Raw genomic sequence first — 20,175 nt, forward strand, 5'->3', positions numbered from 1 at the left:
CCTGCGCCATCTGGCACAACCGCACCATCGACGCACCCATCACCAGGTCACTCATCGCCTACGACCACTGAGCCACAACGGAACTACTCGTCTAGTTGACGGCGACGGCCGACCATGCGGCAGCGACCGCGTTCTGCTCGGCGCTGCCCGCGCCGTACAGGTCCTTCGCCGCGTTCAGGGTCGCCGTTCGGGCGGCCGCGTAGTTGGTGGAGGACGTCATGTAGACGGTCAGCGCGCGGTACCAGATCTTGCCGAGTTTGTCGTGGCCGATGCCGGAGAGTGAACTGCCGTCGCAGGTCGGGCTGTTGTAGGAAACCCCGTTGATCACCTTCGCGCCGCTGCCTTCGGAGAGGAGGTACGCGAAGTGGTTGGCGACGCCCGAGGAGTAGTGGACGTCAAGGTTGCCGACCCCCGAACTCCAGCAGTCGGCGGACTTGCCGTCGGTGGACGGCTTGTCCATGAAGCGCAGCGCGGGTTTGCCGAAGCCGGGCTTCACTATCTTCTCGCCGATGAGGTAGTCGCCCTGGTCGGAGCTGTTGTTCGCGTACCACTCGACGAGCGTGCCCATGATGTCGCTGGTGGCCTCGTTGAGACCGCCGGACTCACCGGAGTAGGTCAGCGCCGCGGTCTTCGAGGTGACGCCGTGCGACATCTCGTGCCCGGCCACGTCGAGGGCGACCAGCGGTCCGAAGGTCGTGCCGTCGCCGTCCCCGTACGTCATGCAGAAGCAACTGTCGTCCCAGAAGGCGTTGTTGTAGTTGCTGCCGTAGTGGACGCGGTTGTACGAGCCCTTGCCGTCGCCGCCGATTCCGGTGCGCCCATGGACGTTCTTGTAGTAGTCCCAGGTGGTGTTGGTGCCGTACTGGGCGTCGACGGCGGCCGTCGCCCGGTCGGAGTTGGTGCCGTTGCCCCAGTGGTTGTCGGCGTCCGTGAACAGCACGGCGGGAGCCCGCACGAAGCAGATGCCGAAGAAACACAGGTCGGTCTTGTTCTGCGCGTCCCCTGTGTACGTGTTGCCGCGCGTCGGGTCCTTGAGCTGGTACGTGGACCCCGCCTGGGTGGTCTCCAGGGGAACGGTTCCGCTGTACAGGGACTGTCCGTCGCCCGTCGCGGTCTCGATGGAGTCCCAGGCGTCGATGCGAGCACCGGTGCGGGCATCGATCAGCACGACCCGGGCGACCGGGTTGCCGAGCGAGTCCTTGGCCGCGGTCTGGGTGCGCCAGGCGAGCCTCGGCGTGCCGTGCAGGGCGTCGACGATGAGCTGCGGCTCGGCGGTCAGCTGCTTGAGCGTGCCGGGGTGGGCCGCGCGCAGCTCGGCGGAGGCGAGGCCGGCGGCCTTGGGCGCGGAGACCTCGGGGGTGGTGCTGGGCACGGAGAGATCGTTCGTCACCGCCCGGTCGGCGCCGCGGTAGGCCCCGGCGGGCGTGAGGTGCACCACGAAGTCGCCACCGAGGACGGGCAGTTGGCGGAAGGTCCGGTCGTAGCGCACGTGCTGGCTGCCGTCGGAGTCGACGATCACATCGCGTACCGAGGTCTGCTGGGCAGCGGTGAGCGCGAGCTGGGCGGCGTGCGCGGAACTCGCGGCGTTCGCGTTGCGGATGGCGGTGGCGCGGTCCGGCGTCGGGTGCGCCGCCCCCGCCCCGGTCTGCGGCAGGGGGGTGCTCGCGGCGGACGCGCCGGTGGAGAAGGCGGTGGCGAGCAGGGTGGCGGCCGTGACGGCCACGCCGGCGGTGGTGAGGCGCGATGTTCTCCGGTTCTGTCTCATCGGTCTCCTCTGAGGGGGCAGTCCAGACGTGATGCTGATGCCGTCTCAGATTTAAGGGGGCATGACAACTCGCTGTCCATAGCCGTCCACCAGACTGTTCCGAACGTTCGACAACTCATGGTGTCGGAGGGGGAGTTGATGCCACAGGGAGGGTTCGCCGTGGCCGGAATTCGGCTCGATTGCATGCCGGGCAGGGCGACGCACGCCACCGTCAACCAGGAATCCGAGCCGTCGTCGCTGAACTGCCCGCTGAGCCGGGCCGGACTCCACGGCTTGCGCGTAGTCGCAAGGCGCTGGGCAAAACCGGCGGCACTCCAGGGGGGCCGGCCGTGTGTGTCGGCGCCGAGGGGCATAATCCGGGCTGTGGACCTGAGACCGGAGTTGTTGCCCCCGCCGGTGAGTCGGCAACGACTGGACGAGCTGTGTTCGGAGATCGAGCGTATCGCTGACCTGCTGGCATCGAGCCCGGAGGCGGCGGACAAGGCGATCGCGGCCTTCAACGTGACGACCGGGCACGATTACGAGGCTCTCGACTGCGCCGAATACCACGGCAGCAGGAGCCTGGAGGAGTTCGCGAGGGAGGCGGCCCGGCCGGCTCACCCGGTGATCGCAGACATCTCCCGGGATGAACTGGTTGAGATCGTTCGCAGACTTCTGACGGCCTCCCCGGAGAGCGATTACTATCTGCGGCTCCTGGAGGCGAACGTGTCGCATCCCCGGGTGAGTGACCTGCTCTTCCACCCCTCGGACACCCTTGAGGATGCGTCTGCGGAGCAGATTGTCGACGAGGCTCTGAAGTACCGACCGATCGTGCTCTGAGCTGCGGGGGAGGTCACCAGAACCGCGGCGAGTGGGGCAGGGCTGCTGTGCTCACCGGTGTGTGGCCCCGGGGCGGGGCGTTCCGTCACGCCGGCATACGACCGGCCGCCTGCCCCGGGGCGGATGCAGCATGTCACGCTCGGACCGTGCCGGTCGGGTCGATCGGTTCAGGTTGGCTGGCAACGATCGTGTGTGCAGGGCCTGTTGGGCTGGTGCTCGGCGATTTGGTGACCCGGGCACGATCGAGTTGGCCAGGGCGGGTGTGCTGCCCTGCTCTCCAGGTGAGGCTGAGTTTGGCCAGTGCTGTCCGTCCAGCCCGTCGGGATGGCGTTCTGCGCTGCCGTGAGCTGGCCCTTGCCGGAGCGGGCCGCGGTCGAGAGTTTGGCTTCCGCGCTGTCCTGGGGGTGGTTGGAGCCGTCGCCGGGCTTATGGTTCCACACCCCGGCCCGGCGCCACGTACGACTACGCACCTGCTCGGCAGCCGGTCATCGGCCGGGCAGTGCGGCTCCTCACGGTCCGCGAACGCCACGGCATGCCGCTGAGCGCTGTCGCGCTGCGCTTCCCGTTCCGCCGTTCCGCCGTCGCGCGGTCGCGAGCGTCCTGACGGGCGCGCATTCCTGAGGAGGTGCGCGACGTGGTGGAGCAACTGCGACGCCTGATTCCGGACGGCCTTCCGATTCCGGACGGCCTGTGGTCGCGTTGAAAGGGGACGTACGGTGAGCGGCGCCGACAAGGCCGTATGGCTGGGCACCCCGGCCTTCCTCAAGGCGGCGCGCACCGTGCTCGCCGACCCCAGCTGCGGGCGGACCCGCGCCGGGCCGTGGGAGGAGTGCCTGCGCGCCAAGTCGCCGTCTCCGGCGCCGACTTCGCCGCAGCCGACATCGGAACGGTCGTGCTCGTGGAATCGGAGGGCGGCGACGAGCGGCGGTGCCTGACTCTGTCCGAGACGCTGATCACTGTCATGGGTAGGCCGACGCCGTCAACACCACGATCGCCGCGGCTATCGCCGCCACCTCCACGCTCACCGACTGGTGGACCCGGGCCGACGGTCTGGACCTGTACAACTGGCTGATCGCCCGGAAGCCCAACCTCGTCGTCAACGAGCGGGTCAAGCGCGACCTCGGTCTGGGTGACTTCGCCTGCCCGGAGCAGACCGTGCCCGCCGCTCCGCTGGACCGGCCCCGGGAGACCTGCGCCACCATGAACGGTGCATGGGGCTACAGCAGTTGGGCCGAGAACTCCTACCGGTCCGTCAAGGACATCGTCCAGGAGCTGGTCACCGTCGTCTCCCGTGACGGCAACTACCTGCTCAACATCGGCCCCAAAGGCGACGGCACCGCCACCTCCGGTTCCGTGACCGTCCTCAACGGCCTTTGCCGTTCTTCTTGGTGATCCTGCCCCAATCGGCACAGCGGCAAGGTGCTGGACAACGGCAACACCGACACCGAGGGCAGCACGGGCATCCAGTGGTCCGACAACGGCGGCTCCCCGCCGAAGTGGACCTTGACGAAGATCGGCTGACTGACCTATGCGTGATCTTCGTTCAGCCCGCGGAAGAGGTTGAGGAGGCCATTGGGCGCGTCGGCGCCGAAGATCAGGTCGATCGTCCGATGTGCGGAGAGGGCGGCGGCTTCACTGCGCGGGAACATGGCTTTCTCGTAGTCGGCCAGCGCGGCCTCGATGTCGTCGGGGTTGGCCACGATGGCCTGGGCGAGTTCGGCTCCGTCCAGCATGGCGAGGTTCGCGCCATCGCCTCCGGGGACGGTCGCGTGGGCGGCGTCCCCGATGAGTGTGACCCCGGAGACTCGGTTCCACCGGTGACGGTCGGGAAGCTGGTAGATGCTGCGAAGAACGGGCGCTCCCTCGCCTTCCCTGATCAGGGCCGTCACCTCGGGGCTCCAGCCGTCGAACTCGGCTGCGACTTGAGTCCTTGAGGCGGTGGCGTCGGTGAAGTCGATGTCGTCGAACCACTCGACGGGTCGGTGGAGGATGACATAGGTGTGGATGACGTTCCCGGCCTCGCGGTGGGCAAGGAACCCCTTGCCGGGAACGAGGGCGTAGAAGGCGCCGTCACCGACCGTGTCGGCCACGCCGGGATGCTGTGCGTCGACATCGTGGAGGTGGGTGTCGACGTAGCTCATGCCGGTGTAGGTCGGCTGCTCGTCCGAAAGCAGACCACGAACCTTCGACCAGGTGCCGTCCGCGCCGACGAGGACGTCAGAGAAGACCGTCGACCCGTCCTCGAACGCCACTTCATGCCGACCGTTCCCGACAGCGGTCGCCGAGAGGCATTTCTTTCCCCACTGAACGGTCCCGGCAGGCAGCGATTCCAAAAGGATCCGCCTGATGTCCCCGCGGAGAGCTTCCGGCCGTTCCATGGTGCCGTCATCGGGTAGCTCGACGAGGATCCGGCCGTGCGGGTCGAGGACCCGCTTGGCGCCACCGCCCTGGTGGATGATCGACCGGTATTCCTCGGTCAACCCCGCGATTTCGAGGGCGAGTTGGCCATCGTGCTCGTGAAGGTCGAGTTGACCCCCTTGGGTGCGTGCGTCAGCGGAGGCTTCCGCGTCGTAGACAGTGACGGGAACGCCGTGGAGGTGCAGGACGCGAGCGAGCGTCAGGCCGCCGAGGCCCGCGCCGATGATGGTGACCGAGGTGGTCATGGTGTTCCTCTCGGAGAGACGGGTCGAGCTTCCTGATGTTCGCCGGGTGACTTATCCGATCAAGTAGACACGAACAATGTTCCATACGATCATTGTTCGTGTCGAGTGGTAGGGTGGAGACCATGGCTGGCAGGCGGGCATCCCGAGACGCCATCACTCGGGAACAGTGGGCGGAGCGGATCGCCGCTGCGGCATCAGCGGATGCCGAGAGTGCGACCGGCAGCGGCGAGGGGGCTCGTGGTCATCGGCGATCGCGAACACCGATCTCGGTCGAGCGCATCGTCGCCGCAGCGCTCGACGCGATCGAGATCGGCGGCTTCGACGATCTGACGATGCGCACAGTGGCCGCGGCCTTGGACACGGGACCGGCATCGCTGTACGCGCACGTCCGGAACAAGGCCGAGCTCGGAGACCTCCTCATCGGTGAGCTGTGCTCGCGTGTAGAGCTTCCGACGCCGGACGCCGGGCGCTGGCAGGAGCAGTTCCTCGATCTCTGCGCGCAGCTGCGTGACCAGTTCCTGCGCTACCCGGGAGTCGCCCGAGCCGCACTGGCCGCCGTTCCCGCTGAACTCGCGTCCCTGCGCCTCGGCGAGGCAATGCTGACGCTGCTGCTCCTCGGTGGCGCATCGGCGCGGGACGCGGCGTGGACCAGCGACGCCGCTTTCCTTTACGTCACCGCTTACTGCTTGGAGGCCGCCATCGTCCAGCGGCAGAGTCAGGATCTCGAAGGCGCAAGCATCGACCGCGCTGAGATCGTAGAGCGCTTGCGCATGCTCCCGGCCCAACAGTTCCCGAACACGGTCGCGCACGCCAAGGAGCTCACGGCGGGCGCAGGACATGACCGATTCGACTTCGCACTCAGTCTCATGCTGCGCGGACTGACCTGACACCAGGTCGGTACCGCTCTACGAACGGCTCTCAACTGACGAGCCGACGGCTTTTCGCCCTGCGCTGTAACCCGCTCTGCTATCTCCTGTTGGGGAATGCCGTTGCCCGGGGAGGGAGCGGCGGGCCGGGATGGTGAGGCATGGTGATTCGCCGACCGAAGGGGCGCGGGCGCGAATCCGGCGGCCGGGACGCTCCGGCGCGCTCGGGGGACCGGGGCAGGCCGGACGACGGCGCGGATGCGCAGCGGCTGCGGCTCGTGCGTGGTGAGGTGTACGCGGACTGGGAATCGGTCTACCGGGACAACGTGAGCTTGGTGTTCCGGGTGATGTTCGCCAGGGTCGGCAACCGAATGGACGCCGAGGACCTGACCACGGAGGTGTTTCTCGCCGCGCTGGGCCCCCTGCGTACGACGGCGACCGTGCCTGAGGTACGTGCCTACTTACTGGCCACCGCCCGCACGGTTCTTGCCGCGCACTGGCGGCGTGTGCTGGGGCACGAGGTGACGACGCTGGCAGCTGACTACCTGGACGAGCTCGCGGTGCGCGAGCCTTCCGACCAGGTGTCGGACGCGCCGCGGCGGGCCAGGGCGATACTCGATGCTCTTCCGGAACGGTACCGGCGCATCCTCGAACTCCGTTTCCTGGAAGCGCGATCGGTGAAGGAGGCGGCAGCCGAACTCGGAGTGTCCGTGACCAATGCGAAAGTGCTCCAGCACCGTGCGTTGCGCCAGGCGGCCCGTGGTGCGGCACCGGCCAAGCAGCGGGAGGGTGAGGGCGATGAGCTCTGACGCGTTGTGGCGCTATGTCGAAGCGTTGCTGCGGTCGAGGCGACCCCGTCCCTTCCGGACGCGACCGCAGGACACCGAGGTGCTGCGCACAGCCATCACCCTGCGCGCGGCTCGGCCGGGGAGCGACGTACCGCGCGAGGAGTTCGTCAGCGCGCTGCATGCCCGACTTGCCCGGGAGATGACCGAGGCGGCGACGTCGGGGGCTCGCCCCGTGGCGGAGCGGCGGACAGGCAGTGCGCGCAGACGCGTCGTGCAGGGTGCGGCACTTGTGGCCGCGTCGGCTGTTGGTGTCATCGTGGGGCGATCGCTCGACGGTGGTACGACGGACGCGCAGGAGCGAGGGGGGTCGGCGTCGGCGACGCTGCAGCCGAATCGGGGCGAGTGGCGGACGGTCGCGGCCGGCGCCGACCTTCCCAGCGGTGCCGTACGCGCCTTCGAGACCGAGGCGGTGTCCGGCTTCGTTTCGCGCGAGGGTACGCGGCTGCGAGCGGTCTCCGGGGTATGCACCCACCAAGGCTGTGCGCTTGTCCTGGACCGAGCGGCCCAGCAGCTCAACTGCCCTTGCCACAACTCCGCCTTCGCGGTCACCGGCGAAGTACTGCACCATCAACTCCCCATCCCCCTTCGGGCGTTGCCGCGCATCGCGGTGCGCGAGGCGGATGGGCAGGTACAGGTGTACCTGCCGCCGCCATCGGGTGTAACCCCGCCTCCTATCCAAGGGTGAGGCCCGCACAACGGGGGGTCTGCCGGGTTCGCCGCAGGGGCGGGCCGAATGCGGGGGGATCAGATGCGCACACCGAATCTCGCACGCCGGACAAGTAGGCGTGGACGGGCGATCGCGACGGCTGCGGCCATGCTTGCCTTGGCCGCCGCATGCGGCTCGCCCCAGGGAGGTGGGAGCGCATCCGCACCGGCCGGGCACTCTGCGATGCCCGACACCGGTGCACCCGCGGCGAGTGGTTCCCGGCAGACCGGAGCCGGCGGTGAGAGCCCTTCCACCGCCGGCTCCGTATCCATCAGGAACGACGCCTTCACACCCAAACTCCTGACAGTCAAAGCGGGCACCACGGTGACCTGGACCAATGCCGACGAGGAACCGCACACCGTCACCTCGGACGCGAACGGCCCTCTTCACTCACCCGGCCTGGATGCGGGAGCGGTCTACCACTTCACCTTCACCGCACCGGGGACGTACACCTACCTGTGCACGATCCACCCCTTCATGCACGGCACCGTGACGGTGACGCCGTGACCGGGCAGGACGAGGGACGGCAGCGCATGTCACGGCGCCAACTCCTGCGACACGGCGCATGGTTCGGCTCAGCGGTCGTCCTCACCGTCGGCGGCGGTGAGATCGTCAGCCACCTCGTAGGGTCGGGGCACAAGCAGGCGGAGCCGGGACCGGGGACGCTCAGCATCGTCCAGCTCAGCGACAGCCACCTCGGCTTCCACGGCGCCGCCAACGCCGATGTCACCGGCTCCTTCTCGCGCGCGATCGAACGGGTCAACTCCCTTGATCAGCGCCCCGATTTCGTGATGCACACCGGCGATCTCACCCATCTGTCGACACCGGACCAGTTCGACCAGGTGAAGCAGATGATGACCGGCCTGAAGACCGGGCAGGTGCACACCGTGCCCGGGGAACACGACGCCATCGACGACGCGGGCCAGAAGTACCGGACCGCTTTCGGAGCCGGAAGCCGGGGCGACGGGTGGTACAGCTTCGACGCCAAGGGCGTCCATGTCATCGCGCTCGTCAACTCGCTGAATCTGAAGAAGCTGGGGCACCTTGGCACGGATCAGCTCGACTTCGTACGCAAGGACGTCGCGGGGCTGTCCAGCGACACACCCATCGTGGTGTTCAGCCACATCCCGCTGTTCGCGATGTACCCGGCCTGGGGCTGGGGCACGGACGACGCGGCCCAGGCGCTCTCCCACCTACGCCGCTTCGCCTCGGTGACGTGCCTCAACGGCCATGTGCATCAGCTCTTCACCAAGACCGAGGGCAACGTGACCTTCCACAGCGCCACCACCACGGCCTACCCCCTGCCTCACCCCGGCGATGGACCCGCCCCCGCACCGGTCACCCTCCCCGCAGGCCGACTGCGACAAGCACTCGGCATCCGGGACGTGACCTACAAGCGAGGCTCAGGTGCTCCGGCCGTCAGGGACAGCGACTTGGCATGAGAGCCCGGCTGCGCGCCGCGGTGCGTTCATGCGGCAACGCTCGCCGCTGCCGGCCCTGGCTTCGCGGTACTCGGCGGTGGCTGCGGAAACCCACGCCGCATGACCGCCCGCCTCGTCGGACGGCACGGTCTGCCTCTTGACATCGTGGGGCCTGTTGTGGCTGGTCAGGGCGGTGAAAGGGCCTTTTTTGCCCTCGGTCATAGTAGGGCCATGGACTATGACGTAGTAGTGGCCGGAGGCGGCCCGGTCGGACTGATGCTGGCCTGCGAGCTCCGGCTCGGAGGCGCGCGGGTGGCCGTCCTGGAGCGCCGCACAGAAGTGGACGCGACGATCAAGGGCGGGGTGATCACCGCCCCCTGCGCCGAGGCGCTCTACCGCCGGGGCATGCTGCCCGCGCTGGCCGAGGTGCAGCGGCAGGCGATGGACCGCTTCCACGCGTTCATGCGTGAGCGCAACGGCGGGGAAGGAGGCGGGGCCGCGGGCCAAGGGCTCGGGTACGTCGGGCACTTCGCCGGGATCATGCTGCGCGCCGACCTGGTCGACCGTACGGAGCCGGGCCTCGGCGACGCCGGACCCGCCGCCGAGATCTCTCTCGTGGCGCAGCAGGACATCGAGCGGCTGCTCGGCGAGCGGGCGGACGAACTCGGCGTCGACGTGCGCCGGGGAGTGGAGCTGACCGGCTTCGACGCGGACGAAGAGGCCGTCACCGTGCGGACGAGCGGCGGGGCGATACGCGCCGGCTGGCTCGTGGGCTGCGACGGAGGCCGCAGCACGGTCCGCAAGCTCGCGGGGTTCGAATTCCCGGGTACAGACCCGGAGATCACCTGTCACCAGGCGGTCGTGGAGATGACCGGCGCCGAGGACCTGCCGGTCGGCTGGGCGACCACGGATACCGGGGTGTACGCCCATGGACCGATGCCGGGCCGCATCGTCACGGTGGAGTTCGACGGCCCGCCGGCCGACCGGAACGCGCCGGTCACCGCCGAGGACCTCCAGGCGCGGCTGCGCCATGTCTCCGGCGTGGACGTCACGATCACCGCGGTGCGGACCGCGACCCGCTTCACCGACCACGCCCGCCAGGTCACCGAGTACCGCAAGGGCCGGGTGCTGCTGGCGGGCGACGCGGCGCATGTGCACTCCGCGTTCGGGAGCCAGGGGCTGAGCCTGGGTATCGGGGATGCGATGAACCTCGGCTGGAAGCTCGCCGCGGTGACCCGTGGCCGGGCGCCGGAAGGGCTGCTTGACACGTACACCTCCGAGCGGCATCCGGTCGGCGCGTGGATCCTGGACTGGACCCGGTCCCAGGTCGCGGCCATGCGCCCGGACCCGCAGTCCCGGGCCCTGCGCGAGATCGTCAGCGATTTGGCGGGGACGGTCACGGGCACCACGTACCTCACCGCGCGGCTCAACGGTGCTGGGCTGCGATACGAGCTGCCGGGCGAACACCCGCTGACCGGACGCAGCGCCCCGGACCTCGAACTCGCCGACGGCAGCCGCCTCGCGGACCATCTCCACGGCGGCCGGGCGCTCCTGCTCGACCTCACCGACGACCCGGAGCTCCGGGCCCTCGCCGCGGGGTACGCCGGCCGCGTCGACACCGTGACGGTGGGCTGCCCGTCCCGCCCGGAACTGGCGGCGGTCCTCGTCCGCCCGGACGGCTTCACAGCCTGGGCGGCCGACGCGGAGGGGCGGACGCCTGCGCCGAGGGCCGGGCTTGCGGAGGCGCTGCAGGAGTGGTTCGGCGTGCCGGAGGGCGCGGTGACGCAGGGCTGATCCGCCGCTTCGCGTGGGGCGGGGGCGTGAACTGTGCTCCCTGACCGCTGTGTTCGTGGTCGTCCACGATGCCCCGGGATCCGGCCGCCGGGCATCGTGGGAGCCGCGCCGGGCGGCACCGGCAAGGCCCCCGCACCGGCCGCGATGCGAGTGTCCGCTCCGGGCCGGGGGCCTGGTCACTGGCCGCCCGGTTCCGGACGGACCGGCGCCGCCGACCGCCTTGCCCCGGCTTGCGGGCGGACTCCGCCCTGTGCCACACCGCCCGGCCCGCTAGAAACACGGACCGGGCGGCGGCTGGGCATCAGGCCGACTTCCGGCGCCGGAAGGCGGATCCGTCGCGGACGAACAACAGCAGGACCGCCAGGACGGCGAGCAGGCCGATGAGGATGCCGGTGCGGCCGCCGACGTAGCTGCGGATCCGATCCCAGACACCGATCGGCGGGGTCTTTGCCGTGTCCGCCAGCCAGACTGTTCCGTCGGTCGCCGTCGTCGGGCGGCGTGCGGACTTGTCGATCGTCTGCGGAAGTCCGGGTATGCGCCGGTCCATGTCCGCGGCGCTGAGTCTGGTGGAGTTCAGCTTGCTGAAGTCGACGCCGCCGGTGCGCATGATGTAGGTGACCGTGGTGTCGCCGACCTGCGTGGTTTGTTTGTAGGTGAAGTCCCCTTCGCGGATGGATCGCAGATACGCGTCGTACACCTGCCGCGGCCGCCAGTTTCCGTCCTGGACCGCGGAGCCGAGGCCGCCGGAGCCGATCAGCTTGTCGAACGAGGTGGTCTCGCCCTTCTCGTGCCGATCGCGGATCCACTGAGCCACGATCCGGGCCAGGAAGACCTGACGCAGCGGCGCGTATTCGGGGGCTGTGTTCACCGCCTGCGCGATCTTGGGCACGACCATTTCCTGCTCCACCTGCGCGTTACGCGCCGTCGCCTTCGGATCGGCGTTGCAGGAGGCCTGCCCGAGGCCTTGAACGTTCTCGGGCTTGGCCTTCACATCCAGGGTGGCTTTGAGGATGTAGAGCGAGGAGCCGTCCTGGCGTACCTCGATATTGCCGGGAACGATCCACATGCGAGACGAATAGCAGGTCGGCCCGTCCGAGATGCCTATTCTCCGCCAGTACTCCGCGCCGAACGCGGTCTTGGGATCAAGCAGCTTCCCCTCGCTCTGCTTCATCTGCCAGTCCGCCTCCAACAGAGCCCGCCCGGCGTCGGTACGACCGAGCTGTGCGTCGATGATGCGATCCGGCTCGTTGGGGTTGAGGTTGACCCAGAACTTGTCCGGACTCAGTGCCAGCCAGGTCCGCAGAGCGCCCATGCTGTCGGTAAGAGCCTGGCGTCCCGCGCGGGGGTCCTGCCCCTGTCCGTCTTTGGCTGCCTGCCCCGAGAAGGCGTACTTCACCGCGGAGTCGCCGTCGTCCGAGAGGTAGCGGAGCTGGAGGCTGGAGAAGTCGATGCCTCCGTTCTGCTGCGAGCCGAGCGCTCCGGTGAGGCCATTCGCGCTCGGGTCGCAGGGGCCGGCGGCCATGGGCAGGGCGGAAAGGCCCATCGTCTGTGGGTTGTTCACGTGCGAGCAGGGAGCCTTGAGGCCCGCCTTGTTCAGGGCCTTGTCGATCTGTTCCCCGGCATGCTTGTCGTACGAGGTCTCCAGAGGGTTTTTGAGCCGCCCAAGTGTCGCGCCGGCGAGCTTGGCCTGTGGTGTGTTGAGGGCGTCGTACGGGACGATGAAGAGTCGCTTCCTGAACGCGTAGCCCCACTTCGCGACGCTCTTGACGCATGTGTTGCAGAAGCCTCGCGGGCCGGCGATTCCGGCGCCGACCTTCGTCTTCATCGTCTTGACGACGTTCTCGATCTCCTCGCGTTCGGTGTCGGTGCGTGCGATGTGCAGCAGGGTGTTCGTCATGGTGCGCTGGAACCATTCGTCCATGGCGTCTTCGGAGTGTCTGCCGGTCCCCTGGCTGCCGGTGGCGAGTTTCAGCACTTGTTCGTTTCCGTAGCGGTCCACCGAACGTGTGCCGAGCTCCTCCATGAGTCTGTCGTAGGCGTAGTTCTCGGCATCGACCATGGTTGCGTTCAGCGGGTACTTCCATGCGGGAGGAGTGCTGGGAGCTCGTATTTCCTCGTGCAGCCGGCCCATGAAATCCTGGTAGCGGTCCCGAACCCACGCCGGGATCCCGGTATCGGTTTCGAGCCAGGCGAAGGTGAAGAACGCCACCTGGGTGTTGATCGGACGCTGGTCCTTCGGGAGTAGATCGAACTGCTTCATGGCGAGGTAGAGCTCCTCGCCCATGGGGTTGTCCACGATCTTCTCGGCGAAGCCGGGCAGCTCTTTGTCCTTGGGGGACTCCCCGGCTTTTATCACGAAGGGGCCGTTGATGTCGGGTGCGGGGGACGGCGCCGCGACAGCCAGGTGTTCCCCCGGAATTACTGCCGGAGCGAGGATCATCAGCAGTGCGGCGAGCAGCATGCCCAGGCGTGAGAGGCTACGCCGCATGATCACGCTCCGCCGTCGGCGGGACGATGCCCGTGGCCGCGAGGTATGCGGCCAGTGCCGGGCGCTGCCCTCCAGCGTCGTCCGGGGCTTGCTCGGCGTGCACCTGCCGCTCGGCTCGGCGGAGGACGAGCACGCCCGCCGCGGCCAGCGCGCCGAGGGCCAGTACGGCGACGACGACGGAGCCGGTCGCGGAGGTGGCGGCCGAGCACGTGGGGTGCTCCCTCAGATCCCTCATGCTGATGGACGGCTTGTAGCCGACACCGACACTGCAGGCGGACGCCGCCGGAGCGGTCGGCAGTACGACGCACAGCGCCAGGACCATGGCCACGACCAGCCTCGCGGCGAACCCGCGTCCGGCGCGCATCACAGCCGCACCGCCTTGGGCTCACCCTTGACCCGCATCACCCGTGCCCTCAACTCGTCCTCCTCGTCTGCCATTTCCGGATCGTCTCCTGCACGCGAGGCGGCCAAGTCCAATTGGGCGCACTGGAGCCGGTGCAGGGCCAGTGCGATGCGCCAGCCATGGGTGCGCCACGTGCGCACCAGCGCCCAGAACCTCATGGAGGGAGAGGCCAGGACGGACGCCTCGGCCGGTGTGACGGGGCCGGCGGGCGTCGCCTCGGTCGCGAGCGCGTCCCGCAGCAGGCCGGCCCGTGTCCGCAGCCCGACCACCAGGAGCGCCACCGCGACGGCGAGGAACGGGAGTTGGGGCAGCATCCACAAGAGCGGCGAGATCACAAGCGTGTCCAGAGTGCTGCCCGTCTGGATGTGATCGCTCACCCGACCGGCCAGCCAGCCCGAGATGGTCTCGGCCCCGGCCGAGCCACCGATCCCGGCCAGTAGCCCCGCCACGACGAGCTTCCCTCGTTGCCGGGCTCCTACGGCTGCCCCGAGCCCGGCGCCGACCAGGGCCCCGAAGGTCACCTGGCCACCGAGCAGACCGATCGACTGACGGATCCAGTACTCGAAGCCGCCCGTGGGGCCGAAGAATGCCCCCAGACTGCCGTAGATCTTGATGAAGAGGATGCTCTCCACGAAGTTGTAGCCGAGACCGACCGCCGCGCCGAGCACCAGACCTGTCACCGCGTCGGTGACGCGGTGACGCAACAGCATCAGCAGCAGCGCGACTCCGGCCGCGATGACGAGCCCGTTGGCGAGGCTGAGGTGCACGACCAGCAGATCCATGGTGTGGCTGAGATTTTTGGTGAAGCCGCTGAGGTCCGTTGTGCCTGCCTTGGGTCCGAGATAGCCGTAAAGAGTCCCGAACCCCAGGCTTGTGTACGCGCGGCCGAGCCCGAAGACGATCAGGGCACCCCACCCGAAGGCCACGAGCAACGCCGCCCATGACAGCCGGCCGAACCGGACGGTCGCACGCAGCGCCAGCAGCACCAGGGCCGTACTCGGCAGGCACAGCAGCGCGACGGGGAAGTACGAGAACACCACCGTCAGAGGGATCAGCCCGAACGGCAGCAGCAGACAGCCCAAGGTGATCCACGTCAGCACGATCGCGCGTCGGCTGCCTTCCGCCTCGGCCTTGCGGCGGGTCAGCGCAGCGAAGATCTGAATCGCCGCCCCGGCCACGATGCCCGCGAGCACGGCCCAGAACACGAGCCGGGGCGTCGAGAGCAACTTGCCGATCGAACCGGATGAGCCAGGGAGCTCGTAGAAGATGGACAGAGCCGGCTCGTCGGGCAACAAGTGCGGCCGGGCAAGATTGAGCAACAACTCGATCAGGTAGAGCGCGATGGCCAGCCGCCCGATCAGCAGAGCCCGGGCCCGCAGCACGGGATCGTCACCAATGGCCACAAGATGCCGCCCGCTCACGAGCCACCCCCGGACATGCCCGGCAGGGCAGTCGGCAGGTCAGTGGGGAAGTTGGTGGGCAGACCGGTCGGGAAGTCGGTGGGTAGGTCGGTAGGCAGATTCGTGGGGAAATCCGAGGGCATGCCGCCGACATCAGGAGCGGACGGCAGGGGTGGCATGGATGGTAGGGCGGTCGGCAGCCCCGATGGTGTCGGCAGGCTGGGCACGGCGGTGGCGTTCGCCCCAGTCAGATCCACCGCAAGCGCCACAGCGAGCAGTGTGACGCCGAGTGCGCCCCCAGCCACCAACAACCGTGTCTGCACTGGTACTTGAGTAGACAACCGATCCTCCGCCCCGTCGCACTTTTCGCTCTGTCGGACAGCTGAGCTCTCTGGATGCTCAGTCACGCAGAACCTGGCCCGGCAGGGAATCCGGAACGATCCGGAGTCACCGTGGAACTCCAGGAACTGCTCGGTCCGCGCCGAACCGTCCCCGAGGCAGCGCGTGACCTCCCTGGCCTCGCGGCCGACGCCGATCCCCAGGCGCGGGTGGCTGCCTGCGGCCGGTGGGAGGACCCTCTCCGCGCCGCTGCGGAAGCGGTTGTTGGCCGACACCGACGGCACGGTGCGAACGGCGGCGCTGCTCGCCCACCACGCCGGCGCCCCCATGCCCCGCGATCATGCGGCATGAGCCTGCCATGGGCTGCTCGTGGTCTCAAGATCCCGTACGTGGTCCGCAACGACCGGCAGAGCCGAGGCCCGGCCATGGCCGCCGCCCTGACCTGCTACAAGAAGCTCGCCAAATGCCGTCGGCAGGCCGTCACGCGAGATCGAGGCACGTCGACTCCAGGACGAATCCAGAACGAATCCAGAACGAATCCGGGACCCTCCAAGGATGCGTGTTCGCCGTCTCCGTGTTGTACGGCCTGTTCCGGCGCGACGAAAGGAACAGCAATAAGTTGGTCGGCCAGGGAAGCTGCGGCGGCCACGACGCTGCCCGTGGCTCTTTCATCAACTGGGTCGGCGGTGCGGCGATCATCAAGGTCAGTTCCCCTTGCGCGCGGCTCCTGTCCTCCGCCGCATCGACCTCCACGGGAGCTCCTGATGAGGCATCAGGTGAGCGGATGGGTGTCAACGTCTCTCAGTCGAACCCCCGGGCATCGTGCGGGGATGCCTGCTCGGAACTGCTCGGCCCACTGGGCGTCGATGCGGTGCAGGAGTTCGACCTGCTTGGCGAGCCAGCCGATCCGCGTGTCCCGGTCAGCGGGCCACCGGTCCCGCTGCTTCAGCTCCCAGTGCATGGCCAGGGAGTTGGTGGCGTCGAGGGCGACCCAGTGCAGGGCTTCGTTGAGGTCCTCGGTGGTGGTGCGTTGCTGGGATTCCACGCCGCGCTCCATCACGACCCAGTGGATGACCCCGTCATGAACCTCGATGTAGGGGTGGGAGGCGCCCCGGATGCTGAACCCGACCAGGTCGTACCTGCGCCCGTCGTAGAGCTTGGCGGACATGTCGTGCACGGCGGCTCGCACATCCTCGATTGTTATCGTCATGGCGACGATTATTGCATCTGTTCGATCTGCCTCGGGAGTATCGAGCCGCCGTACCGGCAGTCAGCCGGTGAGTCATGCTCGTCGCCCATGTCGGCTTTGCCGTGCCGGCTTTGGCAGTGATGCCCACTCCCGGCACCCCGGAGCTACGACTGGCGCGTCAGCCTCCTGGGGGGACTCTGTGCCGCGGACCCATGCCGCATCGCACGGAATCCCCCGCCTGCTTCCCCGGCTCGCGGCAAGGTCCGTACCGTACTTTGACGCAACGGTGGCTTCACGCGGCCGTCGCCTCCCCTGGCCGGGTCCGGTGCCGCCGCCTCGTACCTGCCCTCGTACCTGCTGGGATCGCGCACCCTGTTCTCCTGACGCCGCAGCCATCGCAAAGCGCCCACGGCCCTGGGGGCACCACTGCCCAGCCGCGGACGGATTGCGGACGGCTGCCGGGAACTCCTTCGTGTAGGCCACAGGGCGGCTGACATCACCACAGCGTTGTGGGGTCTGTATCGCTGGGACCTGGGACTGGGCTGACCGCATCAGGTGGGGCTGTCGGAGGTGATGTGGGCCAGTAGTTCGCGGGTTTGCCGGGTTCGGTGGTGTCCCGCGGGTAGGAACTCTTCACAGCCCGCCAGTGGCTGGCGGGCCTCTGCTTCAGCCCTGCGCACGACGGCCCAGGCCGTGCAGGGCGGTGGTGGCCCGGCCCGCATGCAGGAGCTGTTTGCGGAAGTGCGGTCACCACCCTCAACTCTCCTGGCCCACGTGCTCCGGGTCTCCCGCTGCCTGGCATGATCGGTGGATGCCCGCTGATCCATTGGAACCTTTAGCCCTGACGGCCGGTGAGTTCGTGCTCCGTCCACCGAGTGTGGAGGAGTGCAGGGAGGTCCTTGCCCTTGGCCTCGACCCGGATGTCCGGCTCTGGAATCCTCGCTGTCAGATCACCGACGAGGCATCTGCGGTCAGGGACTGCCTCGCCGGAGCCGACTGGTCGGACGGCAGTCACGCCACTTTCTCGATCATCCACCGCGGCACCGGGCGCTACGCCGGCAACATCGCCCTGCACGGCATCGACCGCGTGAACTCGCGAGCCGGAGTCGGCTACCGCATAGCCCCCTGGACACGCGGGCGGGGCGCGGCCACGGCCGCGGTGCGCAGCGTCGCCAGTTGGGCCGTGAGCGACCTGGGACTCACCCGTATCGTTCTGACGCACGGTGTGGAGAACACCGCCTCGTGCCGGGTGGCCCAGAAGGCCGGCTTCGGTCTCGAAGACACCCTGCCCCTGGCCAAGCGGTTCGGAGACGGGCAGCTCCACGACGAGCACCTCCATGTCCTGCTCGCTCCTCCCGTCTCCTCAGCCGACGCCTGACCCGGGTGGCATTGGAGGGTGTTGGAGGTGCGGGCGTTCCGAACCACCGGCCCTTCGAAGCGGGCCGGGGTTGGCAGTGGTTGGGCACGGTCGCCTTGGGCGAGTGGTGGTTGCTGACCGTGGTGGAGGTGTGGCCGCCGGGTAGGTGGCCCGGGTCGATGGTGAACACCGCGATGCCGTATGGGTAGTTGATGTCGGGGTCGCGCTCATCGATCTGCGAAAGCGCCCCCGGGCGTGCTGGGGGTCCCAGCCTGTTCGGTGGTGTTCCAGCGACAGTGCGCGGGCCCCTGCTACGTGGCCTGTGCGGCCTGTCGGCGGTGCGGGGGTGGGGTTGTCCCCCGTGTGGTTCGGCCGGTCAGCCGGATACCGGGCCAAGGCCATGACGACGATCATGAATTCCCGAAGCCGACAGGGCCGACAGGAAGGGTAACCGTGCGTACCAGGATCTCAGCGGCGAAGCGAGCCGCTGGACTCAGCGGGCGAGCAAGGAGCAAGGGCACCGCAGTCGCTGTCCTGTTCACCGTGGCAGCCGGCACGGTGCTGGCTGCGGGGCCCGTCGCCGCGGTGCCGCACGTCACCGATCGCGTGGACGGCGTGTGGCGCAGTGACGGGTACGACACCGTGCTGTCCATCAAGGACGGGCAGTTGCAGGAGTACCAGACGACCGCCGTCAGCTGTCTGCCCGGCGACACCGCACGGCGCACCGGCCTCGGTGACAAGGGCTCGGTCCTCTACGCCGGCGACGACGCGACCGTGTACCGGATACGCCCCGGAGCGGGCGGGACGAGCGCCACCTTGCACTTCGACGGCTCGGTCGGCGACCGCACGCTGCGGCGCCTTCCGGCCCTGCCCGGCACGTGCGCGAAGACGGCACCGGCGGGAGCATTGGCGACTTTCGACGTCTTCTGGCAGACCTTCGAGGAAAACTATCCTTTCTTCGCCGCCAAGAAGATCGATTGGCAGACGATGAGAGACCGGTATCGGTCCAAGGTGCGCGACGGTATGCCGGACAGCGAGCTGTTCGCTCTCCTGCGGGAGATGGTGCTGCCGCTGTACGACGCGCATGTGCACGTCGACGCCGAAGCCACCGGGTCCTTCGGGCAGAGCCGCCCCGGCACGGTGGTCCCGTCTTCCACACTCGACCAGCGGGCTCAGACGTTCATCGCCCAGCATGACCTCGGCGGCACCCAGCTGCGCCAGTATGCCAACGGCCGCATCGGGTATGCCGAGTTGCCCGACGGCATCGGCTATCTGCGGATCTCCGGCTTCGGGGGATACGACAAGGACAGTCCCGCCTACGCACGCAACAGCGCCGTCCTGGACCAGACGCTGAGCGAGGTGATCAGGCCAGGACTGCAAGGCCTGGTCCTGGACCTGCGGATCAACGGCGGCGGTTCCGACGCGCTGGCGCTTCAGGTCGCCGAACGCCTCACCGACCACCCCTACTTCGCCTACGCCAAGCGGGTCCGCAACGATCCCGCCGCCCCGGACCGCTTCACCCGCCCGCAGCAGGTACGCGTCCAGCCCACACCCGACCGCTTCCGCCACACCGGCCCGGTAGCGGTGCTCACCGGCGGCGAGACCTACAGCGCCGGCGAGACCCTCACCCAGGCCCTCATGCAGCGCCCGGCGAAGACCATTCGGATCGGGCAGAACACCCAGGGCGTCTTCTCGGACGTTCTGGAGCGGAAGCTCCCCAACGGCTGGTCCTTCGGCCTGCCGAACGAGGAGTACCTCACCCCGTCAGGCAAGACCTTCGACGGCGAGGGCGTCCCTCCCGACATCCGCACAGGCAACTTCCTCCAGGAGATCGAAGCAGGCACCCACGACTCGGCCTTCACGCAGGCTCTCGCGGCACTACGGCGCCATGACCGATAGCGCATCTTCCGGCAGACCGAGGCGCGCTGTGCGGCATCGTCGGTGCCACCGCGCTCACCACGACCCCGGAGTCCGCGGCCGATCAACGGCATCAAGGACCCCAATTACCGCGGAGAAGTGCCCAATCGTGCGTGCAGCGTCGCGGGACTGCGCGACAAGGCTCAGCGGCTGACCGCCGCCGGGATGCAGGTGCTCTACGGGTTCTACGAGTACCGAGG

Annotated in this window: 16 protein-coding genes and 1 pseudogene; 10 read left to right on the plus strand and 7 right to left on the minus strand. The window is 68.5% G+C overall.

Annotation, left to right across the window (positions count from 1 at the left end; all coding sequences use genetic code 11):
• Positions 1-91: 91 nt before the first annotated feature.
• The gene (locus ACWC2B_RS34460) at positions 92-1,765 is read right to left on the minus strand and encodes a M4 family metallopeptidase (protein WP_450723662.1); all 1,674 of its coding nucleotides are present in this window, start codon (positions 1,763-1,765) and stop codon (positions 92-94) included.
• Between the two features lie 363 nt (positions 1,766-2,128).
• Between ACWC2B_RS34460 and ACWC2B_RS34465 the strand changes: the two genes are divergently transcribed.
• Entirely contained in the window at positions 2,129-2,584 is a 456-nt protein-coding gene (locus ACWC2B_RS34465) for a hypothetical protein (RefSeq protein WP_450723664.1), read from the plus strand.
• Between the two features lie 1,008 nt (positions 2,585-3,592).
• Positions 3,593-3,973: pseudogene (locus ACWC2B_RS34470) on the plus strand (alpha-L-fucosidase); the annotation flags it as partial.
• A gap of 137 nt (positions 3,974-4,110) precedes the next feature.
• Here the strand turns inward: ACWC2B_RS34470 and ACWC2B_RS34475 are convergent.
• On the minus strand, positions 4,111-5,247 hold the full coding sequence (locus ACWC2B_RS34475; RefSeq protein WP_450723666.1) for an FAD-dependent oxidoreductase: 1,137 nt from the start codon (positions 5,245-5,247) through the stop codon (positions 4,111-4,113).
• Between the two features lie 122 nt (positions 5,248-5,369).
• On the opposite strand from ACWC2B_RS34475, the gene ACWC2B_RS34480 reads away from it, so the two are divergent.
• From ACWC2B_RS34480 to ACWC2B_RS34505, 6 genes are all read left to right on the plus strand, one after another.
• A complete protein-coding gene (locus ACWC2B_RS34480; RefSeq protein ID WP_450723668.1) occupies positions 5,370-6,134 on the plus strand; it encodes a TetR/AcrR family transcriptional regulator in 765 nt (254 codons plus the stop codon).
• A gap of 140 nt (positions 6,135-6,274) precedes the next feature.
• Positions 6,275-6,922: an RNA polymerase sigma factor gene (locus ACWC2B_RS34485; protein WP_450723670.1), complete on the plus strand. Its 648-nt coding sequence runs from the start codon at positions 6,275-6,277 to the stop codon at positions 6,920-6,922.
• Positions 6,912-7,646 carry a QcrA and Rieske domain-containing protein gene (locus tag ACWC2B_RS34490; RefSeq protein ID WP_450723672.1) on the plus strand — a complete coding sequence of 245 codons (735 nt, stop codon included), beginning with the start codon at positions 6,912-6,914 and terminating at the stop codon, positions 7,644-7,646. The genes ACWC2B_RS34485 and ACWC2B_RS34490 overlap by 11 nt, the downstream gene beginning before the upstream one ends.
• A 204-nt stretch (positions 7,647-7,850) precedes the next feature.
• Positions 7,851-8,174, plus strand: a complete 324-nt coding sequence (locus ACWC2B_RS34495; protein ID WP_450723674.1) for a cupredoxin domain-containing protein — start codon at positions 7,851-7,853, stop codon at positions 8,172-8,174.
• Positions 8,171-9,109, plus strand: a complete 939-nt coding sequence (locus ACWC2B_RS34500) for a metallophosphoesterase family protein (RefSeq protein WP_450723676.1) — start codon at positions 8,171-8,173, stop codon at positions 9,107-9,109. Before ACWC2B_RS34495 ends, ACWC2B_RS34500 begins: the two co-directional genes overlap by 4 nt.
• Positions 9,110-9,319: 210 nt before the next feature.
• A complete protein-coding gene (locus ACWC2B_RS34505) occupies positions 9,320-10,882 on the plus strand; it encodes an FAD-dependent oxidoreductase (protein WP_450723678.1) in 1,563 nt (520 codons plus the stop codon).
• A gap of 301 nt (positions 10,883-11,183) precedes the next feature.
• On the opposite strand, the gene ACWC2B_RS34510 is transcribed toward ACWC2B_RS34505, so the two are convergent.
• The 5 genes from ACWC2B_RS34510 to ACWC2B_RS34530 form a co-directional block, all read right to left on the minus strand.
• Positions 11,184-13,370, minus strand: coding sequence for a hypothetical protein (locus ACWC2B_RS34510; protein WP_450723680.1), 2,187 nt, complete (start codon positions 13,368-13,370; stop codon positions 11,184-11,186).
• Positions 13,360-13,734: a hypothetical protein gene (locus tag ACWC2B_RS34515; protein ID WP_450723682.1), complete on the minus strand. Its 375-nt coding sequence runs from the start codon at positions 13,732-13,734 to the stop codon at positions 13,360-13,362. The genes ACWC2B_RS34510 and ACWC2B_RS34515 overlap by 11 nt, the downstream gene beginning before the upstream one ends.
• The gene (locus ACWC2B_RS34520) at positions 13,734-15,194 is read right to left on the minus strand and encodes a PrsW family glutamic-type intramembrane protease (RefSeq protein ID WP_450723684.1); all 1,461 of its coding nucleotides are present in this window, start codon (positions 15,192-15,194) and stop codon (positions 13,734-13,736) included. The genes ACWC2B_RS34515 and ACWC2B_RS34520 overlap by 1 nt, the downstream gene beginning before the upstream one ends.
• A gap of 798 nt (positions 15,195-15,992) precedes the next feature.
• Positions 15,993-16,265, minus strand: coding sequence for a hypothetical protein (locus ACWC2B_RS34525; RefSeq protein ID WP_450723686.1), 273 nt, complete (start codon positions 16,263-16,265; stop codon positions 15,993-15,995).
• Between the two features lie 19 nt (positions 16,266-16,284).
• Positions 16,285-16,722 carry an Imm63 family immunity protein gene (locus ACWC2B_RS34530; RefSeq protein WP_450723688.1) on the minus strand — a complete coding sequence of 146 codons (438 nt, stop codon included), beginning with the start codon at positions 16,720-16,722 and terminating at the stop codon, positions 16,285-16,287.
• An 838-nt stretch (positions 16,723-17,560) separates the two neighbouring features.
• Between ACWC2B_RS34530 and ACWC2B_RS34535 the strand changes: the two genes are divergently transcribed.
• Together ACWC2B_RS34535 and ACWC2B_RS34540 are read left to right on the plus strand one after the other, a co-directional pair.
• Entirely contained in the window at positions 17,561-18,079 is a 519-nt protein-coding gene (locus ACWC2B_RS34535; protein WP_450723690.1) for a GNAT family N-acetyltransferase, read from the plus strand.
• A gap of 522 nt (positions 18,080-18,601) precedes the next feature.
• Complete coding sequence (locus ACWC2B_RS34540; protein WP_450723692.1) at positions 18,602-19,957, plus strand: S41 family peptidase; 1,356 nt, start codon at positions 18,602-18,604, stop codon at positions 19,955-19,957.
• The last annotated feature ends 218 nt before the right edge of the window (positions 19,958-20,175 follow it).

Source organism: Streptomyces sp. NPDC001415 (assembly GCF_053597395.1).

Excerpts from the sequence above, each read along its gene's own strand:
- ACWC2B_RS34495 (WP_450723674.1), top strand. The coding sequence starts at position 7,851 with ATGCCCGACACCGGTGCACCCGCGGCGAGTGGTTCCCGGCAGACCGGA.
- ACWC2B_RS34480 (WP_450723668.1), top strand. The coding sequence starts at position 5,370 with ATGGCTGGCAGGCGGGCATCCCGAGACGCCATCACTCGGGAACAGTGG.
- ACWC2B_RS34505 (WP_450723678.1), top strand. The coding sequence starts at position 9,320 with ATGGACTATGACGTAGTAGTGGCCGGAGGCGGCCCGGTCGGACTGATG.
- ACWC2B_RS34515 (WP_450723682.1), bottom strand. The coding sequence starts at position 13,734 with ATGCGCGCCGGACGCGGGTTCGCCGCGAGGCTGGTCGTGGCCATGGTC.
- ACWC2B_RS34510 (WP_450723680.1), bottom strand. The coding sequence starts at position 13,370 with ATGCGGCGTAGCCTCTCACGCCTGGGCATGCTGCTCGCCGCACTGCTG.
- ACWC2B_RS34460 (WP_450723662.1), bottom strand. The coding sequence starts at position 1,765 with ATGAGACAGAACCGGAGAACATCGCGCCTCACCACCGCCGGCGTGGCC.
- ACWC2B_RS34490 (WP_450723672.1), top strand. The coding sequence starts at position 6,912 with ATGAGCTCTGACGCGTTGTGGCGCTATGTCGAAGCGTTGCTGCGGTCG.
- ACWC2B_RS34530 (WP_450723688.1), bottom strand. The coding sequence starts at position 16,722 with ATGACGATAACAATCGAGGATGTGCGAGCCGCCGTGCACGACATGTCC.
- ACWC2B_RS34475 (WP_450723666.1), bottom strand. The coding sequence starts at position 5,247 with ATGACCACCTCGGTCACCATCATCGGCGCGGGCCTCGGCGGCCTGACG.
- ACWC2B_RS34485 (WP_450723670.1), top strand. The coding sequence starts at position 6,275 with ATGGTGATTCGCCGACCGAAGGGGCGCGGGCGCGAATCCGGCGGCCGG.